The organism is Cellulosimicrobium sp. MI9406 (assembly GCF_040595865.1).
Lineage (GTDB): Bacteria > Actinomycetota > Actinomycetes > Actinomycetales > Cellulomonadaceae > Cellulosimicrobium > Cellulosimicrobium funkei.
In genome coordinates this window covers 377761-399421 of the sequence record NZ_JALIZI010000002.1, presented here as the reverse complement: position 1 = coordinate 399421, position 21661 = coordinate 377761, and the positions used below count along the sequence as shown (strand labels likewise).

20 protein-coding genes are annotated in these 21661 nt (G+C 74.8%); 9 read left to right on the top strand and 11 right to left on the bottom strand.

Annotation, left to right across the window (positions count from 1 at the left end):
* Positions 1–174: 174 nt before the first annotated feature.
* The gene (glnA, locus tag MT994_RS04840) at positions 175–1599 is read right to left on the bottom strand and encodes a type I glutamate--ammonia ligase (protein ID WP_076405451.1); all 1425 of its coding nucleotides are present in this window, start codon (positions 1597–1599) and stop codon (positions 175–177) included.
* 262 nt (positions 1600–1861) lie between these two features.
* On the opposite strand from glnA, the gene MT994_RS04835 reads away from it, so the two are divergent.
* Entirely contained in the window at positions 1862–2338 is a 477-nt protein-coding gene (locus MT994_RS04835; protein WP_354805348.1) for an RDD family protein, read from the top strand.
* A gap of 107 nt (positions 2339–2445) precedes the next feature.
* On the opposite strand, the gene MT994_RS04830 is transcribed toward MT994_RS04835, so the two are convergent.
* The 5 genes from MT994_RS04830 to MT994_RS04810 form a co-directional block, all read right to left on the bottom strand.
* Complete coding sequence (locus MT994_RS04830) at positions 2446–3189, bottom strand: DUF4191 domain-containing protein (protein ID WP_021480396.1); 744 nt, start codon at positions 3187–3189, stop codon at positions 2446–2448.
* A 10-nt stretch (positions 3190–3199) separates the two neighbouring features.
* Entirely contained in the window at positions 3200–4210 is a 1011-nt protein-coding gene (lipA, locus tag MT994_RS04825; RefSeq protein WP_031315287.1) for a lipoyl synthase, read from the bottom strand.
* Between the two features lie 106 nt (positions 4211–4316).
* On the bottom strand, positions 4317–5639 hold the full coding sequence (locus tag MT994_RS04820; RefSeq protein ID WP_354805345.1) for an MFS transporter: 1323 nt from the start codon (positions 5637–5639) through the stop codon (positions 4317–4319).
* A gap of 83 nt (positions 5640–5722) precedes the next feature.
* Positions 5723–6394, bottom strand: coding sequence for a lipoyl(octanoyl) transferase LipB (gene lipB / locus MT994_RS04815; protein ID WP_076405445.1), 672 nt, complete (start codon positions 6392–6394; stop codon positions 5723–5725).
* 9 nt (positions 6395–6403) lie between these two features.
* Positions 6404–6907 carry a MarR family winged helix-turn-helix transcriptional regulator gene (locus MT994_RS04810; RefSeq protein ID WP_354805344.1) on the bottom strand — a complete coding sequence of 168 codons (504 nt, stop codon included), beginning with the start codon at positions 6905–6907 and terminating at the stop codon, positions 6404–6406.
* A 104-nt stretch (positions 6908–7011) separates the two neighbouring features.
* Here MT994_RS04810 and MT994_RS04805 point away from each other — a divergent pair, with 104 nt between their 5' ends.
* Positions 7012–9306, top strand: coding sequence for an MMPL family transporter (locus MT994_RS04805; RefSeq protein ID WP_354805342.1), 2295 nt, complete (start codon positions 7012–7014; stop codon positions 9304–9306).
* Here MT994_RS04805 and MT994_RS04800 read toward each other — a convergent pair.
* Positions 9219–9932, bottom strand: a complete 714-nt coding sequence (locus tag MT994_RS04800) for an HNH endonuclease family protein (RefSeq protein WP_034654648.1) — start codon at positions 9930–9932, stop codon at positions 9219–9221. The two genes, MT994_RS04805 and MT994_RS04800, sit on opposite strands and share 88 nt — an antisense overlap.
* Before the next feature lie 172 nt (positions 9933–10104).
* On the opposite strand from MT994_RS04800, the gene MT994_RS04795 reads away from it, so the two are divergent.
* Together MT994_RS04795 and MT994_RS04790 are read left to right on the top strand one after the other, a co-directional pair.
* The gene (locus tag MT994_RS04795) at positions 10105–11145 is read left to right on the top strand and encodes a Gfo/Idh/MocA family oxidoreductase (RefSeq protein ID WP_354805341.1); all 1041 of its coding nucleotides are present in this window, start codon (positions 10105–10107) and stop codon (positions 11143–11145) included.
* A gap of 89 nt (positions 11146–11234) precedes the next feature.
* Positions 11235–12755 carry a hypothetical protein gene (locus MT994_RS04790; protein WP_354805339.1) on the top strand — a complete coding sequence of 507 codons (1521 nt, stop codon included), beginning with the start codon at positions 11235–11237 and terminating at the stop codon, positions 12753–12755.
* Positions 12756–12831: 76 nt separating this feature from the next.
* Here the strand turns inward: MT994_RS04790 and MT994_RS04785 are convergent, their stop codons facing one another.
* From MT994_RS04785 to lpdA, 3 genes are all read right to left on the bottom strand, one after another.
* Positions 12832–13725 (bottom strand): TIGR01777 family oxidoreductase, encoded by an 894-nt coding sequence (locus tag MT994_RS04785; RefSeq protein WP_009864240.1) that lies wholly within the window; start codon positions 13723–13725, stop codon positions 12832–12834.
* Between the two features lie 169 nt (positions 13726–13894).
* Complete coding sequence (gene sucB / locus MT994_RS04780; RefSeq protein ID WP_354805338.1) at positions 13895–15721, bottom strand: 2-oxoglutarate dehydrogenase, E2 component, dihydrolipoamide succinyltransferase; 1827 nt, start codon at positions 15719–15721, stop codon at positions 13895–13897.
* Positions 15722–15751: 30 nt separating this feature from the next.
* On the bottom strand, positions 15752–17134 hold the full coding sequence (gene lpdA / locus MT994_RS04775) for a dihydrolipoyl dehydrogenase (RefSeq protein WP_144682184.1): 1383 nt from the start codon (positions 17132–17134) through the stop codon (positions 15752–15754).
* Positions 17135–17358: 224 nt separating this feature from the next.
* On the opposite strand from lpdA, the gene MT994_RS04770 reads away from it, so the two are divergent.
* Entirely contained in the window at positions 17359–17706 is a 348-nt protein-coding gene (locus tag MT994_RS04770) for an oxidoreductase (RefSeq protein WP_228485420.1), read from the top strand.
* An 84-nt stretch (positions 17707–17790) separates the two neighbouring features.
* Here the strand turns inward: MT994_RS04770 and MT994_RS04765 are convergent, their stop codons facing one another.
* Positions 17791–19296, bottom strand: a complete 1506-nt coding sequence (locus MT994_RS04765; RefSeq protein ID WP_354805336.1) for a leucyl aminopeptidase — start codon at positions 19294–19296, stop codon at positions 17791–17793.
* An 89-nt stretch (positions 19297–19385) separates the two neighbouring features.
* On the opposite strand from MT994_RS04765, the gene MT994_RS04760 reads away from it, so the two are divergent.
* Genes MT994_RS04760 through MT994_RS04745 form a run of 4 tightly spaced genes read left to right on the top strand, consistent with a single transcriptional unit; the run spans position 19386 to position 21607 of the window.
* Complete coding sequence (locus MT994_RS04760; RefSeq protein ID WP_034652936.1) at positions 19386–19742, top strand: hypothetical protein; 357 nt, start codon at positions 19386–19388, stop codon at positions 19740–19742.
* Positions 19743–19758: 16 nt separating this feature from the next.
* The gene (locus tag MT994_RS04755) at positions 19759–20292 is read left to right on the top strand and encodes a hypothetical protein (protein ID WP_354805335.1); all 534 of its coding nucleotides are present in this window, start codon (positions 19759–19761) and stop codon (positions 20290–20292) included.
* Positions 20289–21401: a quinone-dependent dihydroorotate dehydrogenase gene (locus MT994_RS04750; RefSeq protein WP_051028503.1), complete on the top strand. Its 1113-nt coding sequence runs from the start codon at positions 20289–20291 to the stop codon at positions 21399–21401. Before MT994_RS04755 ends, MT994_RS04750 begins: the two co-directional genes overlap by 4 nt.
* Positions 21398–21607 carry a hypothetical protein gene (locus MT994_RS04745; protein ID WP_034652937.1) on the top strand — a complete coding sequence of 70 codons (210 nt, stop codon included), beginning with the start codon at positions 21398–21400 and terminating at the stop codon, positions 21605–21607. Before MT994_RS04750 ends, MT994_RS04745 begins: the two co-directional genes overlap by 4 nt.
* Positions 21608–21661: the final 54 nt, after the last annotated feature.

Here is a 21661-nt window from a genome sequence, read left to right as displayed (position 1 = left end):
CCCCTTCTGTTGCGGGCGGCATCGTTACCGCCGCTCGCAAACCTAGCGCGAGGGGTGCTCCGGCGACAAGGGCATGCTCGTCGCACCACGCGGAACGGCGCCCGGCCTGCACCGGAGAGGTGCGGGACGGACGCCGTTCGCTGTCATCCTGGGCAGGGCCGTGAGGCCCTCCGATCAGATGTCGTAGTAGAGCTCGAACTCGTGCGGGTGCGGGCGCAGGCGGATCGGGTCGATCTCGTGGGTGCGCTTGTAGTCGATCCACGTCTGGATGAGGTCCGGCGTGAACACGTCGCCCTGCGTGAGGAACTCGTGGTCGGCCTCGAGGTTGTCCAGCGCCTCGGCGAGCGAGCCGGGGACCTGCTGGATCTGCGCGTGCTCCTCGGGCGGCAGCTCGTACAGGTCCTTGTCGATCGGCTCCGGCGGCTCGATGCGGTTCTTGATGCCGTCGATGCCGGCGAGGAGCTGCGCGGCGAACGCGAGGTACGGGTTGGCCGACGGGTCCGGCACGCGGAACTCGACGCGCTTCGCGGCGGCGGACGAGCCGGTCACCGGGATGCGGATGCACGCGGAGCGGTTGCGGGCCGAGTAGACCAGGTTGACCGGGGCCTCGTAGCCCGGGACCAGGCGGTGGTAGGAGTTCACCGACGGGTTGGTGAACGCGAGCAGCGACGGCGCGTGCTTGAGCAGGCCGCCGATGTACCAGCGCGCGAGGTCGGAGAGACCGCCGTAGCCCTTCTCGTCGAAGAACAGCGGCTTGCCGTCCTTCCACAGGGACTGGTGGGAGTGCATGCCCGAGCCGTTGTCGCCGAAGATCGGCTTCGGCATGAACGTGACCGACTTGCCGGCCTCGAACGCCTCGTTGCGGATGACGTACTTGAACTTCATCAGGTCGTCGGCCGCGTGCAGCAGCGTGTTGAAGCGGTAGTTGATCTCCTGCTGGCCGGCGGTGCCCACCTCGTGGTGCGCGCGCTCGACCTCGAGGCCGACCTTCTCCAGCGTCGCGCACATCTCGTCGCGCAGGTCCGCGAAGCGGTCGGACGGGGAGACGGGGAAGTAGCCGCCCTTGTAGCGCGTCTTGTACGCGAGGTTGCCGCCCTCCTCCTCGCGGCCCGTGTTCCACGCCGCCTCGACGGAGTCGAGGTAGTAGAAGCTCGAGTGCTGGTTCGTCGCGAAGCGCGCCTCGTCGAAGAGGTAGAACTCGGCCTCGGGCGCGAAGAACGCCGTGTCGGCGATGCCGGTGGAGCGCAGGTACGCCTCGGCCTTGGCCGCGATGTTGCGGGGGTCGCGGGAGTACGGCTCGCCCGTGAACGGGTCGACGATGGAGAAGTTCACGACGAGCGTCTTGCGCTTGCGGTACGGGTCCACGAACGCGGTCTTGACGTCCGGCACGAGCTTCATGTCCGACTCGTGGATCGCCTGGAAGCCGCGGATCGACGACCCGTCGAACATCAGGCCGTCCTCGAACGCCGACTCGTCGAACTGCGAGACGGGGATGTTGAAGTGCTGCATGATGCCGGGCAGGTCGCAGAACCGGACGTCGACGAACTCGACGCCTTCGTTCCGCGTGAAGGCGATTGCCTCCTCCGCGTTGTTGAACATCCGTTGCTCCTTGATCGGGTGGTGCCGTCGGGCTGCGCGGCGGACGAGCCGCTGACGTGGCGCCCACGAACCTAGGCCGGGGCGGTTTCCCTGCGGTGTACCCCTTGTTTCGGTCGTGTTACGTCCCGCGTCCCCGTGTGACGATCGCGCGACACGAGGGCGCGCGGCAGCCGACGTGGGGTCGGTGTGCCGTTCGGCACGATACCGCCGTCCGGCCGCCGGCGGGCGGTCCCGTCCACCGCGTGGCACGTACGCTGGTCCCGTGGTTTCACGCGAGGACATGGGTTCGTGGCTCGAGGGCGCCCCGGGCGGCCAGAACAGCGGTCGCGGTGCGCGGCTCGGACTCCCGCCGGACGGCTCCGGCTCCCTCGCGACGCTCGGTCGGCGCGTCGTCGCGCTGGTCATCGACTGGGTCCTCGCGACCCTGGTCGCGTTCCTCTTCTTCCGGCCCGCCGCCCCGGGGTTCTTCGAGGGCATCTCGGCGCTGCCGGTCTGGTCGCAGCCGCTGGTCTTCGCGATCGAGAACGTGCTGCTCGTGAGCACGCTCGGGTTCACCGTCGGCCACCGTGTCATGGGGATCCGGGTCCGGCGACTCGCCGAGCCGGCCCGCATGGTGGGTCTCGGTCGCGGCGTGCTGCGCACGGTCCTGCTCTGCCTCGTCATCCCGGCGGTCGTGTGGGACGCCGACGGTCGCGGACTGCACGACCGGGCCGCGGGCACGGTCCTCGTCCGCTCCTGACCCCGGGCGGGCGGGGCGGCCGGATCCCTACCCCACGCACGACGACGCCCGGCCGGCAGAGGGAAGATCCTCGCCGACCGGGCGTCGGTCGTGGTGCAGGGGGTGCGTCAGCGCCCCTTGAGGCCCTTGCGGTCCGGGCGGGCCCGGGTCGGGTCGATCCCCTTGGGGATCGGCAGGCGCGAGACGCCGAGCGCGCGCAGGCGCTTGGAGACCTCCGCCGTCTCGGGCTTCGTGAGGGTCGGCTTGAGCTTCTGGACGGCGCGGGGGAGCTTGGGCAGCGCCACCTGGTCCTCGCCGTCGCCGACCTGGATCGTGGTGACCGGCACGTTCGGCAGCACGCGCGCGACGCGCTTGCGCTCGGCGTCGAGCAGACGCTTGGCGCGGTGCGGCGGGCCCTCGCTCACGAGCACCACACCCGCGCGCCCGACGCCGCGGAACACGAGGTCCTGGGTGCGGGGGTCGATCGCGACGGGCTCCTCGTCGAACGTCCACCCGCGGCGGATCGTGCCGAGCGCGGCGCGCGCGGCGCCGGGCTGACCCTCGATCTGCTGGTAGGCGGCGCGCTCGGCGCGGCGCGTGAGGACGAACATCGCGCCCAGCGCCGCGAACGGGATGCCGACGATGAGCGTGTAGACCCACTGGCCCCACCACAGGCCGATGCCCAGCGCGACGGCGAGGATGCCGACGAACACGCCGAGCATGACCCACGTGACCGCCGGGTCCTGCTTGCGGGTCATCTGGTAGGCGGCCCACACCTGGTGGTACCAGCGCTGCTTCTTGGGCTTCTTCTGCTTCGCGACCTGCTCGCCGGCGGCGGGCGCGCCGGTGCTGTCCGAGTTCTTGCGGGCCATGCCGGTCAGTCTAGTGGGGTGCGCGGGCCAGCAGGCTCGCGGCCTCCTGGCGGGACGTCGTCGGCTCGGCGAGGTGCGCGAGCGCGGCGGGGATCTCCATGCCGCGGCGCGTCATGGCCTGGCCCCAGAGCCGCCCGGCGCGGTACGACGACCGCACGAGCGGGCCGGACATGACGCCGAGGAAGCCGATCTCCTCCGCGGCGTCCGACAGCTCGACGAACTCCTCCGGCTTGACCCAGCGGTCCACCGGGTGGTGCCGCAGCGACGGGCGCAGGTACTGCGTGATCGTCACGAGGTCGCAGCCGGCGTCGTGCAGGTCCTGCAGCGCCTCCTTCGCCTCGTCGATCGTCTCGCCCATGCCGAGGATGATGTTCGACTTGGTGACGAGCCCCGCCTCGCGCGCCCGCGTGAGCACGGAGAGCGAGCGCTCGTACCGGAAGCCGGGACGGATCTGCTTGAAGATGCGCGGGACCGTCTCGAGGTTGTGCGCGAGCACCTCCGGCCGCGAGTCGTTCACCTCGTCGAGCAGCTCGGGGATCGCGTTGAAGTCCGGGATGAGCAGCTCGACGCCGGTGCCGGGGTTGAGCGCGTGGATCTGGCGGACGGTCTCCGCGTAGAGCCAGGCACCGCCGTCGGGCAGGTCGTCGCGCGCGACGCCCGTGATGGTCGAGTAGCGCAGGCCCATCGCCTGGACGGACTCCGCGACGCGGCGCGGCTCGTCCGCGTCGAAGTCGGCCGGCTTGCCCGTGTCGATCTGGCAGAAGTCGCACCGGCGCGTGCACTGGTCACCGCCGATGAGGAAGGTCGCCTCGCGGTCCTCCCAGCACTCGAAGATGTTGGGACAGCCCGCCTCCTCGCAGACCGTGTGCAGACCCTCGCGCTTCACGAGCCCCTTGAGCTCGGAGTACTCCGGGCCCATGGTCGCGCGGGTCTTGATCCACTCGGGCTTCTTCTCGATCGGCGTCGCGGCGTTGCGGGCCTCGACCCGCAGCATGCGCCGTCCTTCAGGTGCGATCGTCACGGGTGTCTCCCGGTCGTCGTGGCGAGTGAGCGCCGACGTCGCGCCGAGCAAACGGGCGGGCGGCGCACCGTTCGGGTGCGCGCCCTGGTACGACGCCGGACTCCGGTCAGACTACGCGCTCACGCTCGTCGTCTCCCGCGCGTCGCTCACCCTGTGGACGTGACGTCAGCGACACCCCGGTCACCACGAGCAGGGCCGCCGCGACGACCGGCAGCGCGAAGGCGCTCGTCGTCGAGACGGTGTCGGCGAGCGCACCGCCCCCGGACGCACCGATCGCGACGCCGACGACGTTCGCGCTGGCCACGAGCGTCATGGCCGACGCGGTCCGCCCGGCAGGCGCGCGCTCGCCCGCGACGGTGAACACGGTGACCATGACAGGGCCGACGAACAGGCCGGTCGCCGCGACGGCGACGACGACGGCGGTCAGCGAGCCGCCCGCGGCCGCCAGCACCAGACCGGCGGTGCCGACCAGGAGCCCGGCCGCGAACGTGATCCAGCGGCTGCGCAGCCCCCAGCGGCGGGGGAGGGCGACCACGGAGAGCGCGGTGATCGCGGAGCCGACGCCCATGACGGCGTACACGAGCCCCGCGCTGCCGGGCACGCCCGCGTCGCGGGTGAGCGCGGTGAGCGCGGCCTGGGTCCCGCCGAACAGGAGCCCCATGGCGAGCATCCCGACGAGGACGACCGCCTCGCGACGCACGAGCGCGGCCGTCCCGCCGTCCGCCGCACCGGCCGTCGCGGCGTGCGGGCCGGGGCCGTGCGGCGTGGTCGCGCGCGCCGTGGGGTGGAGCGCGAACGCGGCGCCGAACACGGCGATGCCACCGGCCGCGGCGAGCACCGCGACCTGGGGCGAGCCCGCGGACGCGAGGACGCCCACGAGGGCGGGCCCCAGGACGAAGCTCACCTCGTCGGCCGTGCTCTCGTAGCTCATCGCCGCCTCGACGGTGCGGGGCTCGTCGGCCGCGAGACGCAGCCAGCGCACGCGGGCCAGCGGACCGACCTGGGGAGCGCTCGCGCCGGTCGCCGCCGCGGCGAGCAGCACCGCGGCAGTGGCGCCCGGCGCGGACGCCGAGAGGACGAGCGCCAGCACGGCGACCGTCGCGACCGGCACGCACACGAGCAGGACCCGGCGCTGACCGACGCGGTCGGCGAGCGCGCCCTGGGTCGGGCCGCCGAGCGCCGTCCCGAGCGCCGTCGCGGCGGAGGCGAGGCCGCCGAGCGCGACCGACGACGTCGTCGACGACACGAGCAGCAACGTCCCGATGGTCAGCATGGAGAACGGCAGGCGCGCGAGGAACGCGACGGGGAGGAACGCGCGGCCCGCGAGCTGGGGGAGCCGGGCGTAGCCCGTGCGGACGGGAGCGCCGCCGGGCGGGGGAGGTGCGGGGGTACGGGGGCGCGACGTCGCGCGCGCGGGGGTGGTGGTCATGCGGTCCAGGTCCTCGGGGTACGTCCTACCGCGCGCCGACCCACCCGTACTCCGGCGCGCGAGGATTCCCTGGAGCCTCCAGCCTATCCCGCGAGCGCGGCCGGCGGGGCGTCCGGAGCGCCGGCCGCGAGCAGCGGGCCGAGTGCCGTCCCGAGCGCGTCGACGAGGAGCGGTGCGACCTCGGCGAGCGTGACCTCGCGGCCGAGCTCGGCCGTGAGCGACGTCACGTCCGCGTCCTCGATGCCGCACGGGACGATCCGCTCGAACCGCGACAGGTCGGGCACGCAGTTCAGCGCGAGCCCGTGCATCGTCACGCCGCGCGCGACCCGCACGCCGATCGCGCAGACCTTGCGCTCGCGGCGGGACGCGTCGGCCGCGACCCAGACCCCGCTGCGGCCCTCGACGCGCATCGTCGCGAGCCCGAGGCGGGTGCAGACCGCCATGACGGCCTCCTCGAGCGCCCGGACGTACGCGACGACGTCCACGGGCTCGGCGAGCCGGACGATCGGGTAGACGACCTGCTGGCCGGGACCGTGCCAGGTGATCTTCCCGCCGCGGTCGACGTCCACGACGGGCGTGCCGTCGTCGGGCCGGTCGGAGCGGTTCGTGCGGCGCCCGGCCGTGTAGACGTCGGGGTGCTCGACGAGGACGAGGGTGTCCGGCCGCGTGCCCGCGACGACGTCGTCGTGCACCGCGCGCTGCAGGTCCCAGGCCTCGTGGTAGTCCGTGATCCCCGGCAGCGCGAGCAGGTCCATCGGGCCAGGCTAACGCTCGTCGCCCGGTGTGCGGGGGAGGGTCTCGAGGAGCGTGAGGAGCGCCGCGCGCAGGGCGGCGATCTGGTCGTCGTCGAGGCCGCGGGTCGCGAGGTCCTCCGCGGGGCGGCGGCGCGCCGCGGCGAGCCCGGCCACGCGGCCGGCGTCGGTGATGGCCACGGCCCGACGGCGGCGGTCGGCCGGGTCGTCGGTGCGCGTCACGTAGCCGGCCCGCTCGAGCCGCGCCACGATCCGGCTCATGGTCTGCTCGGTGACGCCCGACTCGTCCGCGAGGACGCGCTGGGACCGAGGCCCGGACAGCAGGTGCATGAGCACGGGGAAGCCGGCGTGGTTGAGGTCCCACTGCCCGAGGTGGGCGTTCCACTCCCGTTCGATCCGGCGCGCGACGGCGAAGAGGAGCCTGCCGGTGGCCCACTCCTGGGGATCGCTGGGGGCGGGGTCGCCGACGTCCGGGTCGACGTGCGGCCCGGTGCGGTCCCTCGGTGCAAGCTCCAACGTGCATTCCTCCCTCCACCATGGCACCATTCCTCAGCATGCTGAGCAATCGGACGGGCGGGTTCCTCCGCGGACTGATCATTGTCGCAGTCATCGGTCTCTGGATGGCCATCGGCGCACTGGGTGGTCAGGCGCAGGGTCGTCTGAGCAGCGTGCAGACCAACGACGCCGCGGCGTTCCTGCCCGCGAGTGCCGAGTCGACGCGCGCCGCCGAGGTCGCGCAGGAGTTCACCGACTCCGAGACGCTGCCCGCGCTCGTCGTCGCGACGACTGGCGATGGGAGCGCGCTCACTCCCGACGACCTCACGGCGCTCGACGCCTACGCGCAAGCCGTCCCCGCCGCACCGCTCGAGGGGACCTCGGGCGACGAGCCCGCGACCGTGGGCGACGTCTCGATCGCCGACCCGGTCCTCGTGCCGTCCGAGGACGGGGAGGCCGCGCTCGTCGTCGTCTCGCTCGACGCGTCCGTCGCGTCGGACCGCATCGGGGCGGACGAGAGCAGCGTGAGCGAGCTCGCCGTCGGCGCGCTGCGTGACCTCGCCGCCGCGGACGCGGCCGACGGCGGCCTCGCCGGCACGTCGCTCGACGTGTGGGTCACCGGCCCCGCCGGGTTCGTCGCCGACCTCGTCACGGCCTTCGGCGGGATCGACACCGTGCTGCTGCTCGTCGCGCTCGGGGCGGTGCTCGTCATCCTCGCGGTCGTCTACCGCTCGCCGATCCTGCCGTTCATCGTCATCCTCACGGCCGTGCTCGCGCTGACGCTCGCCGGTCTCGTCGTCTACGAGCTCGCGGCGGCGGACGTCCTGACGCTCAACGGGCAGTCCCAGGGCATCCTCTCGATCCTCGTCGTCGGGGCCGCGGTCGACTACTCGTTGCTCGTGGTGGCCCGCTACCGCGAGGAGCTGCACCTCGTCCGGTCGACGGCGACGGCGCTGCGCCGTGCCGTGCGGGCCTCGGTCGAGCCGATCGCGGCGAGCGCCGGCACCGTCATCGCGGGTCTGCTCTGCCTGCTCCTGTCCGACCTGTCGTCCAACCGCAGCCTCGGCCCCGTCGCGGCGATCGGCATCGCCGCGGCGTTCGTCGCCGCGCTCACGCTCCTGCCGGCGCTCCTGCTCGTCGCGGGGCAGCGGTCCCGCGCGCTGTTCTGGCCGCGCATGCCGCGGTACGACGCCGACCACGCGGCCCACGAGGCCGCCGTCGCCCAGGCGTCGCCCGAGGGCGAGAACAGCGTGAGCATCGACGGGCACGGCGTGTGGTCGCGCGTCGCGAGCTTCGTCGGCCGCCACGACCGGCGCGTGTGGATCGTCACGGCGCTCGTCCTGGCCGCGTGCGCGGCGTTCGTGCCCACGCTCGACGCCGAGGGGACCGGCGACTCGGAGGTGTTCCTCGCGGACGTCGACTCCGTCGCGGGCGAGGAGGCGCTCACCGCGCACTTCGAGGGCGTGTCCGCGCAGCCGGCGACCGTCATCGCGCCCGAGGCGGACCTCGACGCCGTCGTCACGGCGGCCGAGGGCACGGACGGCGTCGCCGCGGCGACGCCCGTCACCGACCAGCCCGCCGTCGCCCCCGGGGCGCCTGCGCAGGGTGACCCGCTCGTCGTCGACGGGCAGGTGCGTGTCGACGTCACGACCGAGGCGCCGTCCGACAGCCAGGAGGCCGTGGAGACGGTCTCGGTGCTGCGCGACGCCGTGCACGAGGTCTCGCCCGAGGCCGTCGTCGGCGGTGCCGCGGCCGAGCGCCTGGACACCCAGCTCGCGGGGCAGCGCGACCTGCGGGTCATCGTGCCCGTCGTGCTGGTCGTGATCCTGCTGATCCTCATCCTGCTGCTGCGGTCCGTGCTTGCGCCCGTGCTGCTCATGCTCGCGAACGTGCTGTCGTTCGGGGCCGCCCTCGGCGTCGCCGCGATCGTCTTCAACCACGTGCTCGACTTCCCCGGCGCGGACCCGGCCGTCCCGCTCTACGCGTTCTGCTTCCTCGTCGCGCTGGGCGTGGACTACTCGATCTTCCTCATGACGCGGGTGCGCGAGGAGAGCCTGCGCGTCGGCACACGGCGCGGCGTGCTGCGCGGCCTCGCGGTCACGGGGTCGGTCATCACGTCCGCGGGCGTCGTGCTCGCGGCCACGTTCGCCGCGCTCGGGATCATCCCGCTGCTCTTCCTCGCCCAGCTCGCGTTCATCGTCGCGTTCGGCGTCCTCGTCGACACCCTCGTGGTGCGGTCGCTCCTCGTGCCTGCTCTCGTGCACGACGTCGGCCGTCGCGCCTGGTGGCCGAGCGCCCTCGGGCGTCTGGACCGCGGACCGGGGGAGCCGGCTCAGCCCGCCGGGAGCGGCTCGGCGGGGCAGTCCGCCAGCACGCGCGCCATCGCCTCCGACTCCGACGGCGTGACCGAGAGCTCGTAGGCCGCCTTCACGGCGATCTGCCGGGCGACGTACGGACACCGGAACGCGTGGTTCGGGGGCAGCCACGCCGACGCGTCGCGCGCGCCCTTCGACTGGTTCGCCGGGCCGTCGGACGCGAGCAGGTTGAGGGGGTCGTTCGCGAACTGCCGCCGCGTCTCGTCGTCCCAGGCGCGAGCGCCCTTGCGCCACGCGTCGAGCAGCGGCACGACGTGGTCGATCTGGACCGCCGCGCTCGTCGCGTTGCCGCGGCGGAAGTCGATCGTCTCGCCCGTGTACGGGTCGTCGAAGGTCCCGGTGCGGACCTCGCAGACGTCGCCGCGCGTCGAGAAGGTCAGGTCCGTGAGGTCGCGCGCGAGGATGTCGTTGCGGGTGTCGCACCCGTTGCCGTCGACGTCGGCCCACGCCGGGCCGAACAGCGCGCGCTCGTAGCCGGTGTCCGGCCCGGGGCCCTTGACCTCGAGGCCCGCGAGGGCCTCGAGCGCGCTCCCGGCGACCGGCTCCGGGTCGGTGTCCGCCGCGACGGACCGCTGGTTGATGACGTTCGCGACGACGATCGCGATCGCCAGGGCGATGAGGACGTAGCGCAGGACGCTCCGACGAGGGACCTGGCGGCTCGTGGTGCTCAAGGGACGACCTTCCCGAAACCGAATCTCGGCCCGACCCCCGCGAGACGGTACGCAGCGCTCCATATCGGACCAACGCGCACATTCTGCCAGGTCGCCCGGAGTGCTCCGGCCCGCGCCCGACGTGCCCCGTGCGCCCCCGGCGCCCGGCCGCGATGCCGCTAGATTGGTCGGCATGGACACCGCCGCACGCACGCTCAGGGTCGGGATCGTCGGGTACGGAGGGGCCGGCCGCGGCATCCACGCCCGTCTCGTGCGCGAGGCCGGGCACTCCGTCACGGCCGTCGTCGTGCGCTCGCCGGAGCGCCGCGCCGCCGCCACCGAGGACTGGCCCGGCGTGCACCTGCACGACGACGTCGAGGCCCTCCTCGCCGACCGGGCGGCCTACGACGTCGTCGTCGTGGCCAGCCCGTCCGCGCTCCACGCGGACCACGCGACCGCGCTCGTGCGCGCGGGCGTCCCCGTCGTGGTGGACAAGCCGCTCGCCCTGGGCGCCACGGCGTCGCGCGCCGTCGTCGACGCCGCGGAGGAGGCGGGGACCCCGCTCACCGTCTTCCAGAACCGCCGGTGGGACCCGGAGCAGCTCACGCTGCGGTCCGTGCTCGACCGTGGCGACCTCGGCCGGGTCCACACGTTCGAGCGCCGCTGGGAGCGCTGGCGTCCCGTGCCGCAGCAGCGCTGGAAGGAGAACGACCTCGTCGGGGGCGGCCTGCTCCTCGACCTCGGGCCGCACCTCGTCGACTCCGCCACCCAGCTCTTCGGTCCCGTCACCGGCGTGTGGGCCGAGCTCCGCTCGCACACGACCCCCACCGAGGACGACGTGTTCCTCGTGCTCCACCACGCCCCGGACGCCGACGGGAACGCCGTCGTGAGCCGCCTCTGGGCGGGGTCCGTCGTCGGTGCGCCCGGCCCGCGCACGCGTGTGCTCGGCACGGGCGGGGCGTACGTCGTCACGACGTTCGAGAACGACGCGTCGCCTTTCGAGGTTCTCGACGACGCCGCGCCCGCAGGCACCCTCGGCTGGGTCACGCGCGGTCGCGAGCGCGAGCCCGTGCCGCAGGCTCCCGGCGGGCACGCGGACTTCTACCGCGCGGTCGCCGCGTGGCTGCTCGACGACGGCCCCGTGCCGGTCGACCCGCGCGACGCCGTCCGCACGGCCGAGGTGCTCGACGCCGCGCGCCGCAGCGCGCGGGAGGGTCGCCTGCTCGACGTGTGACGGCGTGCTGTTCGGTAGGCCCTGAACCGGACCAGATTCGTCCTGTGGACGACGGCTCGCGCGGGCGCGTCGTGCGGTGGGATGGGGGCATGCCGTCGTCGTCCCGCCGCCCGCGCCCGCCCGGGCCGTCCGTCGCCGACCTCGGGCCGGCGCTCGCGGCGGCGGGGTGGTCGCTGCGCCGGGAGCCGGGCGCGGTCGGCGGGGTGGTCGCCCGCGACGCCGCCGGGACGGTGTGCGAGGTCGCGCTGCTCGCGGCGCCCGCGGACCCGGGGGCGCGGGCCGCGCTCGTCGAGCACCTCCGCGGGCTCGGCGGGGAGCACGACCACCTCGCGGCGGTGCGCGGCGTCGTGGCGGGGGACGGCTCGTCGCTCGCCGTCCTCGTCGACCACGTCGGCGGCCTGCGCCTCGACGAGCTCGCCGCCGCGCGCGAGCCGCTCCGCGCGGGGGAGGCGGTGACGGTCCTCGTCCCGGTCGCCCAGGCGCTGACGGCGCTCCACCGCGAGGGCCGCAGCCACGGCGCCCTGGACGCTACGTCGGTCGTCGTCGCCCCGGACGGTCGGACGGTGCTGCGCCCGCCGCTGGCGCCCACGACGGCGTCGAGCGCCGACGACGTCCGCGACCTCGCTCGCACGGTCCTCGGTCTCGTCCCTCCGCCCGCGTCGAGCCACCCCGCGCACGCGGCGCCGCCCGACCCCGACGAGGCGCGGGCCCTCGCTGCGCTGCACGCGGAGCTCGCCGTCGCGCTCCGCGACGAGCCGGCCGCCCGTCCCGCCGTCGGGACGTTCGCCGCGCGCTGCTACGACGCCGTCGAGCCGCAGCCGATCGTCATGCCGGACCCCGCGCGCCTCGTCGCCGGCGCCCTGGCGGGTCAGCGGGCTACCCGCCCAGCGGTGCCGGGGCGGCGAGCGGCCCGCGACGACGTGGCCGCGGCGCCCGGCCGCCGTGGGGTGCGTAGACCGCGCGGGGTCCCAGGGCGGTCGGCGCGAACGTCCGGCCTTGCGCGCGGGACGACGGCCGGTGCGCACGCCCGCCGGCCGGACCGGCGGCGCCTCCGGTGGCCCGGCCGCACGATGACGGCCCTCTTCACGTGCGCGGGGCTCGTCGTCGCGGTGGTCGTCGCGCTCGCGCTCGGCTCGCCGTGGCCCTCGCCCGTGCGCGACGACGGTCCCGCGACCACCCGCACGGCGTCGGCCGCGGATCCGGAGACCGACCCCACGCTCGACCGGGCCGACCCGCTCGGTGCGGCGCGCACCCTCACGGCGCGGCGGCTGGAGCTGCTCGCGGACGGTGCGGGGGACCTGTCCGCGGTGGTGGTCGCCGGTTCGGCCGCGGAGGCCCGCGACGCCGAGCTCCTCGCCGCGCTCGACGGCGTCGACGTGGTCGGGGCACGGGCCGAGGTCTTCGACGCCCGGCACGCCGAGCCCCGGCCGCCGGATGCCGTCGAGGGCCACGGGGCCGAGGCTGCGACGGTGGCCGTGGACTACGCGGTGGCGGCCCACCACCAGCGCACGGCCGCGGGCGAGGTGGCGGTGCCCGCCACGCCGCGGACCACGGTCGTCCTGGTGCTGCGGTGGACCGACGCGGGGTGGCGCGTCGCCGAGGCGCGGTGACCTCGCCCGCGCCGCAGGACGAGCCGTCGTCGAGCGCGCCGGGTTCCGTCCGCTGCCCGGCTGTGAGGACCGCCGGTCAGCGGCTCTCGACGACCTCGCGCGCGGCGTCCTCCAGGACGGGGTCGGACCACGTGAACCCGCTCGCCTCGAGGACGGTGGGCAGGGCGCGCTGGGAGCCGAGGATGTCGGACGCGAGCTCGCCGAGCGCGACGTGCAGGGCGAACGACGGCACCGCGAGCACGGCAGGACGGTGCAGCGCCCGCGCGAGCGCCCGGGTGATCTCGGCGTTGGTCGCCGGGTGCGGGGCGGACAGGTTGACGGGGCCGTGCACGGGGGCGGTGAGGAGGTGCTGCAGCGCGGCGACCTCGTCGCGCAGCGTGATCCAGCTCCAGTACTGCGTCCCCGGGCCGAGGCGCCCGCCCACGCCGAGCCGCAGGAGGGGCAGCAGCCGGCCGAGCGCGCCGCCGTCGGGGGAGAGGACGATGCCGGTGCGGGCGTGCACGACGCGGACCCCCGCCTGCTCCGCGGGAGCGGTCGCGGCCTCCCACTCGCGGACCAGCCGCGCGAGGAAGCCGTCTCCCGACGCGGACGTCTCCGTGAGCACCTGGGAGCCCCGGTCGCCGTAGTACCCGATGGCGGAGCCCTGGAGCCAGACCGGCGGCGGCGAGTCGAGGCCGGCGATCGTGCGGGCGAGCAACCCGGTGGTGCGCGTGCGGGACGTGACGAGCGTCCGCTTGTACGCCGTCGTCCAGCGGTGGTCGCCGATGCCCGCTCCGGCGAGGTTGACGACGGCGTCCGCCCCCGCGAGCACGCCCGGGTCCAGCCGGCCGGAGTCGGGGTCCCACTCGTGCTCGTCCGAGGTCTGCGGTGCGCGGCGCACGAGGCGGCGCACGTGATGACCGTCCGCGCGCAGACGTTCGAGCAGCTCGGTGCCGATGAGCCCGTGCGAGCCCGCCACGACGATGTCCATGGGGACACGCTACGGGTCTGCGGCGGACTCGGCACGGTCCGCGGGACGCATCCGCGGCCGGGAGGGAGGGACGAGCGAGGGCCCCGACCGGCGTGCGGTCGGGGCCCTCGTCAGCGTCGCGCCGGAGCAGGCCGGCGCGGTCCGCGGCGGGTGCCGCGGAGCGGGTCCGTCAGAGGCCGACCTCGGCCTCGAACGCGCCCTCCTCGATGCGGTTCTTGATGGTGGTGAGGAAGCGCGCGGCGTCCGCACCGTCGACCAGGCGGTGGTCGTAGGACAGGAAGATGAAGCACGTCGAGCGGATGCCGATCGTGTCGTTCCCGTCCACGTCCGTCACCACGACGGGGCGCTTCGTGATCGTGCCCGTGCCGAGGATCGCGACCTGGCCGACCGGGACGATCGGCGTGTCGAAGACGGCGCCGCCCGAGCCGGTGTTCGTGATCGTGAACGTGGCGCCCGCGAGCTCGTCCGGACCGACCTTGTTGGCACGCGTGCGCGCGCCGAGGTCGGCGATCTTGCGCGCGATGCCGGCGAGGTTGAGGTCGCCCGCGTCCTTGATGACGGGGACCACGAGGCCGCGCTCGGTGTCGACCGCGATGCCCACGTTCTCCTGGCCGTGGTAGGTGATCTCGTCCTCGGCGAAGGTCGCGTTGATCTTCGGGTAGGCCTTGAGCGCCTCGACCGCGGCGAGCGTGAAGAACGGCAGGAACGTGAGGTTCGCGCCCTCGCGCGCCTTGAAGTCGGCCTTGGCGCGGTTGCGCAGGGCGGCGACGCGCGTGACGTCGACCTCGACCGCCGTCGTGAGCTGCGCCTGCGTGCTCAGCGCCTCGACCATGCGGCTCGCGACGAGCTTGCGCAGGCGGCTCGTCTTCTCGGTCGTGCCGCGCAGCGGGGAGACCGCCGGGACCGACGCTTTCTTCGGAGCGCCACCGGCCGCGGGGGCGGCGGGGGCGGCAGCGGCGGGCGCCGCCTTGGCCTCCTCGGCCTTGCGGGCTGCCTCGAGCACGTCCTCCTTGCGGATGCGGCCACCGACGCCTGTGCCCGTGAGGGACGAGAGGTCGACGCCCTTGTCCGCGGCGAGCTTGCGCACGAGCGGTGTGAGGTACGTGCCGCCGGCCTTGGCGGCGGGGGCCGGGGTCGCGCCAGGAGCCGACGGCGCGGCCGGCTTCTCCGCGGCGGGAGCGGGGGCGCTCGTCGCGGGGGCGGGCGTCTCCTCCTGCGCGGCCTGCGCGGGGACGTCCGCCTCGCTCGCCGGGGTGCGCGCCTCGGTCGGCGCCTCCTCCTGCTTCGGCGCCTCCTGCTTCGGCGCCTCCTGCTTCGGGGCCTCCTGCGCGGGCTGCTCGGCCGGAGCGGCGGGGGCCGCGGCCGGGGCGGCACCGGAGCCGACGATCGCGAGCACGGCGCCGACCTCGACCGTCTCGTCCTCCTGGACGAGGATCTGCTGGACGGTGCCCGCGACGGGCGACGGGACCTCGGTGTCGACCTTGTCGGTCGAGACCTCGAGCAGCGGCTCGTCGACCTCGACGGTGTCGCCGACCGACTTGAGCCACCGCGTGACGGTGCCCTCGGTGACGGACTCGCCGAGCGCCGGGAGCTTGATCTCCTCGCCGCCACCGGCGGAGTCGCCGGACGGCGCGGGCTGCTCGGCGGGCGCGGGGGCGGCGGGCGCCTCCTGGGCGGCCGGCTGCTCCGGCTCCGGCGCGGCCTGCGGGGCCGGAGCCTCGGTCTCGGCGGGGGCCGGCGCGGAGCCGCCACCGCCCGAGCCGTCGCCGATCACGGCGAGGTTCGCGCCGACCTCGACGGTCTCGTCCTCCTGGACGAGGATCTGCTCGAGCGTGCCCGCGACGGGCGACGGGATCTCGGTGTCGACCTTGTCGGTCGAGACCTCGAGCAGCGGCTCGTCGACGGCGACGGTGTCGCCGACCGACTTGAGCCAACGGGTGACGGTGCCTTCGGTGACGGACTCGCCGAGGGCCGGCATCTGCACGTTCTCAGACATGACCTGCCTGGTCTCCTTCGATCGTTGGGGTCAGTTGTGGGCGTGCAGAGGCTTGCCGGCCAGGGCCAGGTGCGCCTCTCCGAGTGCCTCGTTCTGGGTGGGGTGGGCATGGACCAGGGCGGCGACGTCCTCGGGGTACGCCTCCCAGCCCACGATCAGCTGGCCCTCGCCGACGAGCTCGCCGACGCGGGCGCCGATCATGTGCACGCCGACGACGGGACCGTCCTTGCGGCGCACGAGCTTGACGAAGCCGCTCGTCCCGAGGATCTTGCTCTTGCCGTTGCCGGCGAGGTTGTACTCGAGGGACTCGACCTGGTCGGCCCCCCACGTCTCGGCGGCGTCGGCCTCGGTGACGCCGACGGACGCGACCTCGGGCTCGCAGTACGTGACCCGGGGGATCGACGACTCGACGATCGGCGTCGGGTCGAGGCCCGCGATCTGCTCCGCGAGGAAGATGCCCTGCGCGAAGCCGCGGTGGGCGAGCTGGAGTCCGGGGACGATGTCGCCCGCGGCCCAGATGTTGCCGACGCCCGTGTGCAGGCGCTCGTCGACGATCACGAAGCCGCGGTCGAGCGTGAGGCCCTGCTCCTCGAACCCGAGGTCCGCGGTGCGCGGGCCGCGCCCGACGGCGACGAGCAGCAGCTCGGCCTCGAACGTCTTGCCGGACTCGAGGGTCACGGTGACCCCGGAGTCGGTCTCCTTGACGCCGGCGAACCGGTCGCCGAGCGAGAACGCGATGCCCCGCTTGCGGAACGCGCGCTCGAGCGCCTTCGACAGCGCCACGTCCTCGTTCGGCACGAGGTGGGGCAGCGCCTCGACGATCTGGACGTCGGCGCCGAACGACTTCCACACGCTCGCGAACTCGACGCCGATGACGCCGCCGCCGAGCACGACGACCGACTTCGGCACGCGGTCGAGCCGCAGCGCCTGGTCGGACGTGACGACCCGGCCCCCGATCTCGAGACCGGGCAGCGACCGGGCGTACGAGCCGGTGGCGAGCACGACGTGGCGGCCGGTGTAGCGGGTGCCGTCGACCTCGACCGTGTCCTGCGCCACGAGGCGCCCGTGGCCCTCGACGTACGTGATGCCGCGCGAGGAGACGAGTCCCTGGAGGCCCTTGTACAGGCCGGCGACGACGCCGTCCTTGTACGCGTTGACCCCCGCCATGTCGATGCCCTCGAGCGTGCTGCGCACGCCGAACTTCGCGCCCTCGCGGGCGCCGTCGGCGAGCTCGGCCGCGTGGAGCAGCGCCTTGGTGGGGATGCACCCGTTGTGCAGGCAGGTGCCGCCGAGCCGGCCCGACTCGACGAGCGCGACGTCGAGACCGAGCTGGGCGGCACGCAGCGCGGTGGCGTAGCCGGCGCTGCCTCCGCCCAGGACGACGACGTCGAATGGTGTGCCGGGTTCGGCCACGTGCGACTCCTTCAGCGAGGGGAGAGCGAGAGCGGGCGTCCACGGCACGACGGCGGGCCGGACGGGAACCGCTGACCCACGGTGCGTGAACGTTCTCCGGGAGCCATCTTGGCACCTCGGGGACGGGCTCCCCAATCGAAACCTGGGCCGTACGGCTGTGACGATGGAGACAGCGTGCCCACCGTATGACCAGGGTCACGCTGTACCCTGCCGCTGTGCCCCGGCTGCCCAAGCTGTCCAGCCTGTTCTCCCGCCGTCCCGCGACGACCTCGTCGCCGGGCGGCGCCGCGGCCGCGCCGTCGGACGCCCGCCGCGCGACGCTCGCGCACCTGCAGGAGTTCGTGCGCACGCGCGTCGGCGTCGAGGCGTACGTCGAGCCGCCCACGCCGGACACGGGCGCGACGCTCCTGCTCATCGCGACGACGGGGGAGTGGACGCGGCGCCGCGTGCCGGACGAGAAGACGGCGTTCGACGTCGCCGGCTCGCTGGGCGTGCCCGTCTACAACGTCCGCTTCACCGGCTACCCGCAGCGCATGCGGGACTGGAACTCGCGCCAGCGCAGGAGCTCATGACCGGGTCATCCGCCGGGCGAGCAGGCGGTCCTGGTCCGTCGGGGCGACCGGACGGACCAGGACCACCTGCTCGGCGGGGTCGGGTCAGCGGCGGGCGCGGCCCTCGACCAGGCCCAGCAGGGTGCGGACGGCGACGCCCGTGCCGCCGACCGGCGTGTACCCGTGCGCGGAGCCCTCGTTGAACGCGGGGCCGGCGATGTCGAGGTGGGCCCACGGCGTCTCGCCGACGAACTCCTGGAGGAACAGCCCGGCGACGAGCATCCCGCCGAACCGGTCGCCGATGTTGGCGAGGTCCGCGACCTTCGACTTCAGCGACGCGCCCAGCTCCTCGGGCAGCGGCATCGGCCAGAACTGCTCGCCCGCGGCGTCGGCCGCCGCGACGACCTCCGCGCGCACGTCGTCGGCGCCCATGACCGCCGAGACGCGGTTGCCGAGCGCGACCATCTGGGCGCCGGTGAGCGTCGCGACGTCGAGCACGACGTCGGGCTTCTCCTCGACCGCGGCGACGAGGCCGTCGGCCATGACGAGGCGGCCCTCGGCGTCGGTGTTGAGCACCTCGACCGTCTTGCCGCCCCGGATCGTGATGACGTCGGACGGGCGCTGCGCGGTGCCGGACGGCATGTTCTCCGCCAGGCACAGCCAGCCCGTGACCGCCACGGGCAGGCCCAGGCGCGCGGCGGCGACGACGGTCTGGAGCACCGCGGCAGCGCCGGCCATGTCGGACTTCATCGCCTCCATGCCCTTCGCGGGCTTGATGGAGATGCCGCCCGAGTCGAACGTGATGCCCTTGCCGACGAGCGCGACCTTCGCCGCAGGGCGCGACGGCGTGTAGGCGACCTTGACGAGGCGCGGCCCGCGCGCCGAGCCCTGGCCCACGCCGACCAGGCCGCCGTACCCGCCCGCGGCGAGCGCCTTGTCGTCGAGCACGGTGACCTTGAGGCCCTTGGCGCCGGACTCCTTGACGGCCTGCTTCGCGACGTCGGCGAACGCGGCCGGGTACAGGTCGTTCGGCGCCGCGTTGACGAGGTCGCGCGTCGCGTTGACGGCCGCGGCGACGACCGTCGCGCGCTCGACCGCGGCCTTCGCCGCCGCGCTGCGCGCGTTCGCCGCGAGGACCTCGACGGTCGCGGGCGGACGGCTCCCGGCCGACGTCGCGGCCTCGCCCGTGCGGTAGCGCGCGAACGTGTACGTGCCCAGGAGCGCGCCCTCGGCGACGGCGGCGAGCTGCGCGTCGTCGTCGACGGGCAGCGCGACGGCGACCGACGCGGTGCCGGCGAGCGCGCGCAGCGCGGCCCCCGCCGCACGGCGCAGCGCCTCGGCGCCGAACGTGCCGTCGGCCCGACGGGCGCCGAGGCCCACGAGCACGAGCACGCCCGCCTTGAGGTCGGGACCGGCGGGGACCTTGCGGACCTCGTCGGCGGCGCCCGTGATGCCGAGCGCGGGTGCGAGGTCCTCGAGGGCGGCGACCACCGGACGGGGCAGGTCGCCCCCGACGATCGCGACGCCGTCGGACGTCGTGTGGGTGCCGACGACGAGCGCGTCGACCTTGGCACCGGCGGGATTCTTGCTGGAGACGGTCAGTTCAGCCACCCCGCGATGCTATCCCCGGCCGCCCGCGGGGTCCGCCGGGCCTGTGGACGATTCCCGCGGCGCCCACCGCCCCCGGTACGCTCGGCGGCGTGGTCCTCCCCCTCCTGCTCCTCGTGGTCGCGGCGTGCGTCGCGCTCGCTGCCTGGGCGGTCGTGTTCGTCGCGCGCGACCGCGCGGTGATCCTGCGCCAGCTGTGGGGCGCCGCGGTGATCGAGGGGCTGATCCTCGTGCAGGCGGTCGTGCTCGGGGTGCTCGGCGCGACCGGGACGGCGCCCACCGACCCGGTGCTGCTGTGGGGCTACCTCGTGACCGCACTCGTCATCCTGCCCGTCGCCGCGCTGTGGGCGTTCGCGGAGCGCTCGCGCTGGAGCTCCGTCGTGCTCGCGGTCGCGGCGCTCACGGTCGCGTTCCTCGAGTGGCGGCTGTGGCAGATCTGGAACGCCTGACCTGGAGGCCCTCGCCATGAGCGCACCTGCCGCCCCCGACGGGGCGGACCCGGCGGCGACGCCCGCAGCGGGCGGTCGCCCGGACCCCCGTTCGGGGCAGCGCCGCACCAACGGCGGCTTCGGCCGGGTGCTCGTCGCCGTCTACGGGATCTTCGCGCTCGCCGCGACGGCCCGCGCCGGGGTCCAGCTCCTGCGCGACTGGCACGAGGCGCCGCTCGCCTACGCGCTGTCGGCGCTCGCGGCGGCGGTCTACGTCGTCGCGACGATCGCCCTCGCGCGGGGCGGTCGCGTCGCGCGGCGCGTCGCGTGGCTCGCCGTGGGCGTCGAGCTCGTCGGCGTCCTGACCGTCGGTGCGTTCTCGCTCGCCGACCCCGAGGCCTTCCCGCGCGCGACCGTCTGGTCGGGCTTCGGCCAGGGCTACGGCTACGTCCCGCTCGTGCTGCCGTTCGTCGGGCTCTGGTGGCTCTGGCGCACCCGGCCCGCCGCGCCCGGCGCGACCACCCCGCCCGCCACCACCCCCGCCACCGACGCCCCGGAGGACGCCGCATGACCCGCCGCCGACCGCTCCTCTACGGCCTCCTCTTCGACACCGTGTTCCGCCGGATGGACCCCGAGCGGGCGCACCACGTGGCGTTCGACCTCATCGGGTTCGCCGGGCGCGTGCCCGTGCTGCGCGACGTCGTCCAGGGGGCGCTCGCGCCCTACCTGGGCCGCGCGGCGGGGGGCCGGGGGAGCGTCGAGGTGCTCGGCAAGGTCTTCCCGGCGCCGTTCGGGCTCGCGGGCGGCTTCGACAAGGACGCCCGGGCGGTGCGGGGGCTGACGATGCTCGGCTTCGCGTTCGTCGAGATCGGCACCGTGACGGCGCACGCCCAGCCCGGCAACGAGCGGCCGCGCCTGTGGCGCGAGCTCGACGTCCAGGGCGTGCGCAACCGCATGGGGTTCAACAACGAGGGCGCCGCGGCGGCCGCGCGCCGGCTCGCGGCCCTGCGCTCGACGCGGGGCGGGCGTGCCGTCCTCGTCGGGGCGAACATCGGCAAGACGAAGGTCACGCCCGCCGAGGAGGCGGCCGCGGACTACGCGACGAGCGCGGGCCTGCTCGCGCCCTACGCGGACTACCTCGTGGTGAACGTGTCGTCCCCGAACACCCCGGGCCTGCGCGACCTCCAGGAGGTCGAGTCGCTGCGGCCGATCCTCGTGGCCGTGCGCGAGGCCGCCGACGCGGCCACGGCGGACGCGGGCGTCGGCCGGGTGCCGCTGCTCGTCAAGATCGCCCCGGACCTCGCGGACGAGGACGTCGACGCCGTCGCCGACCTCGTGGACGAGCTCGACCTCGACGGCGTCGTCGCCGTGAACACGACGATCGGGCACGACCGCGGGCCCGGCGGCCTCTCGGGCCCGCCCGTCCGCGCACGCGGCCTGGCCGTCGTCGCGCGTCTGCGCGAGCGGCTCGGGCCGCAGCGCGCGATCATCGGCGTCGGGGGGATCACCACCGCGCACGACGCGCGCGACTACCTGCACGCGGGCGCGGACCTCGTGCAGGGGTACACCGGGTTCCTCTACCAGGGCCCGCTGTGGGCGGCGCGGATCAACCGCTCCCTCGCGCGGCACCCCGAGCCCGGCGCGCACGTGCGGGGCGCCGACGCGAAGGAGGCACGATGATCCGGCCGCAGTGGGTCTGGGAGCTCGACGACGCCGAGGGGCGCGCCCTCGCGGCTCCGGTGAGCCCCGTCTTCACCACGCAGTACGACGCCGAGCAGTGGCTCGGCGAGACCTGGCGGAGCCTCGCCGCGGAGGGCGCTGCCGCCGCCCGGCTCCTGCACGACGGCAGCCAGGCGACCGCGACGGTGGAGCTGCGCGTCCCCTGACCGGGTCGCCCGCCTCCTGACCTGGACGCACGGCCGACGGGTCGGCCCGGGCGA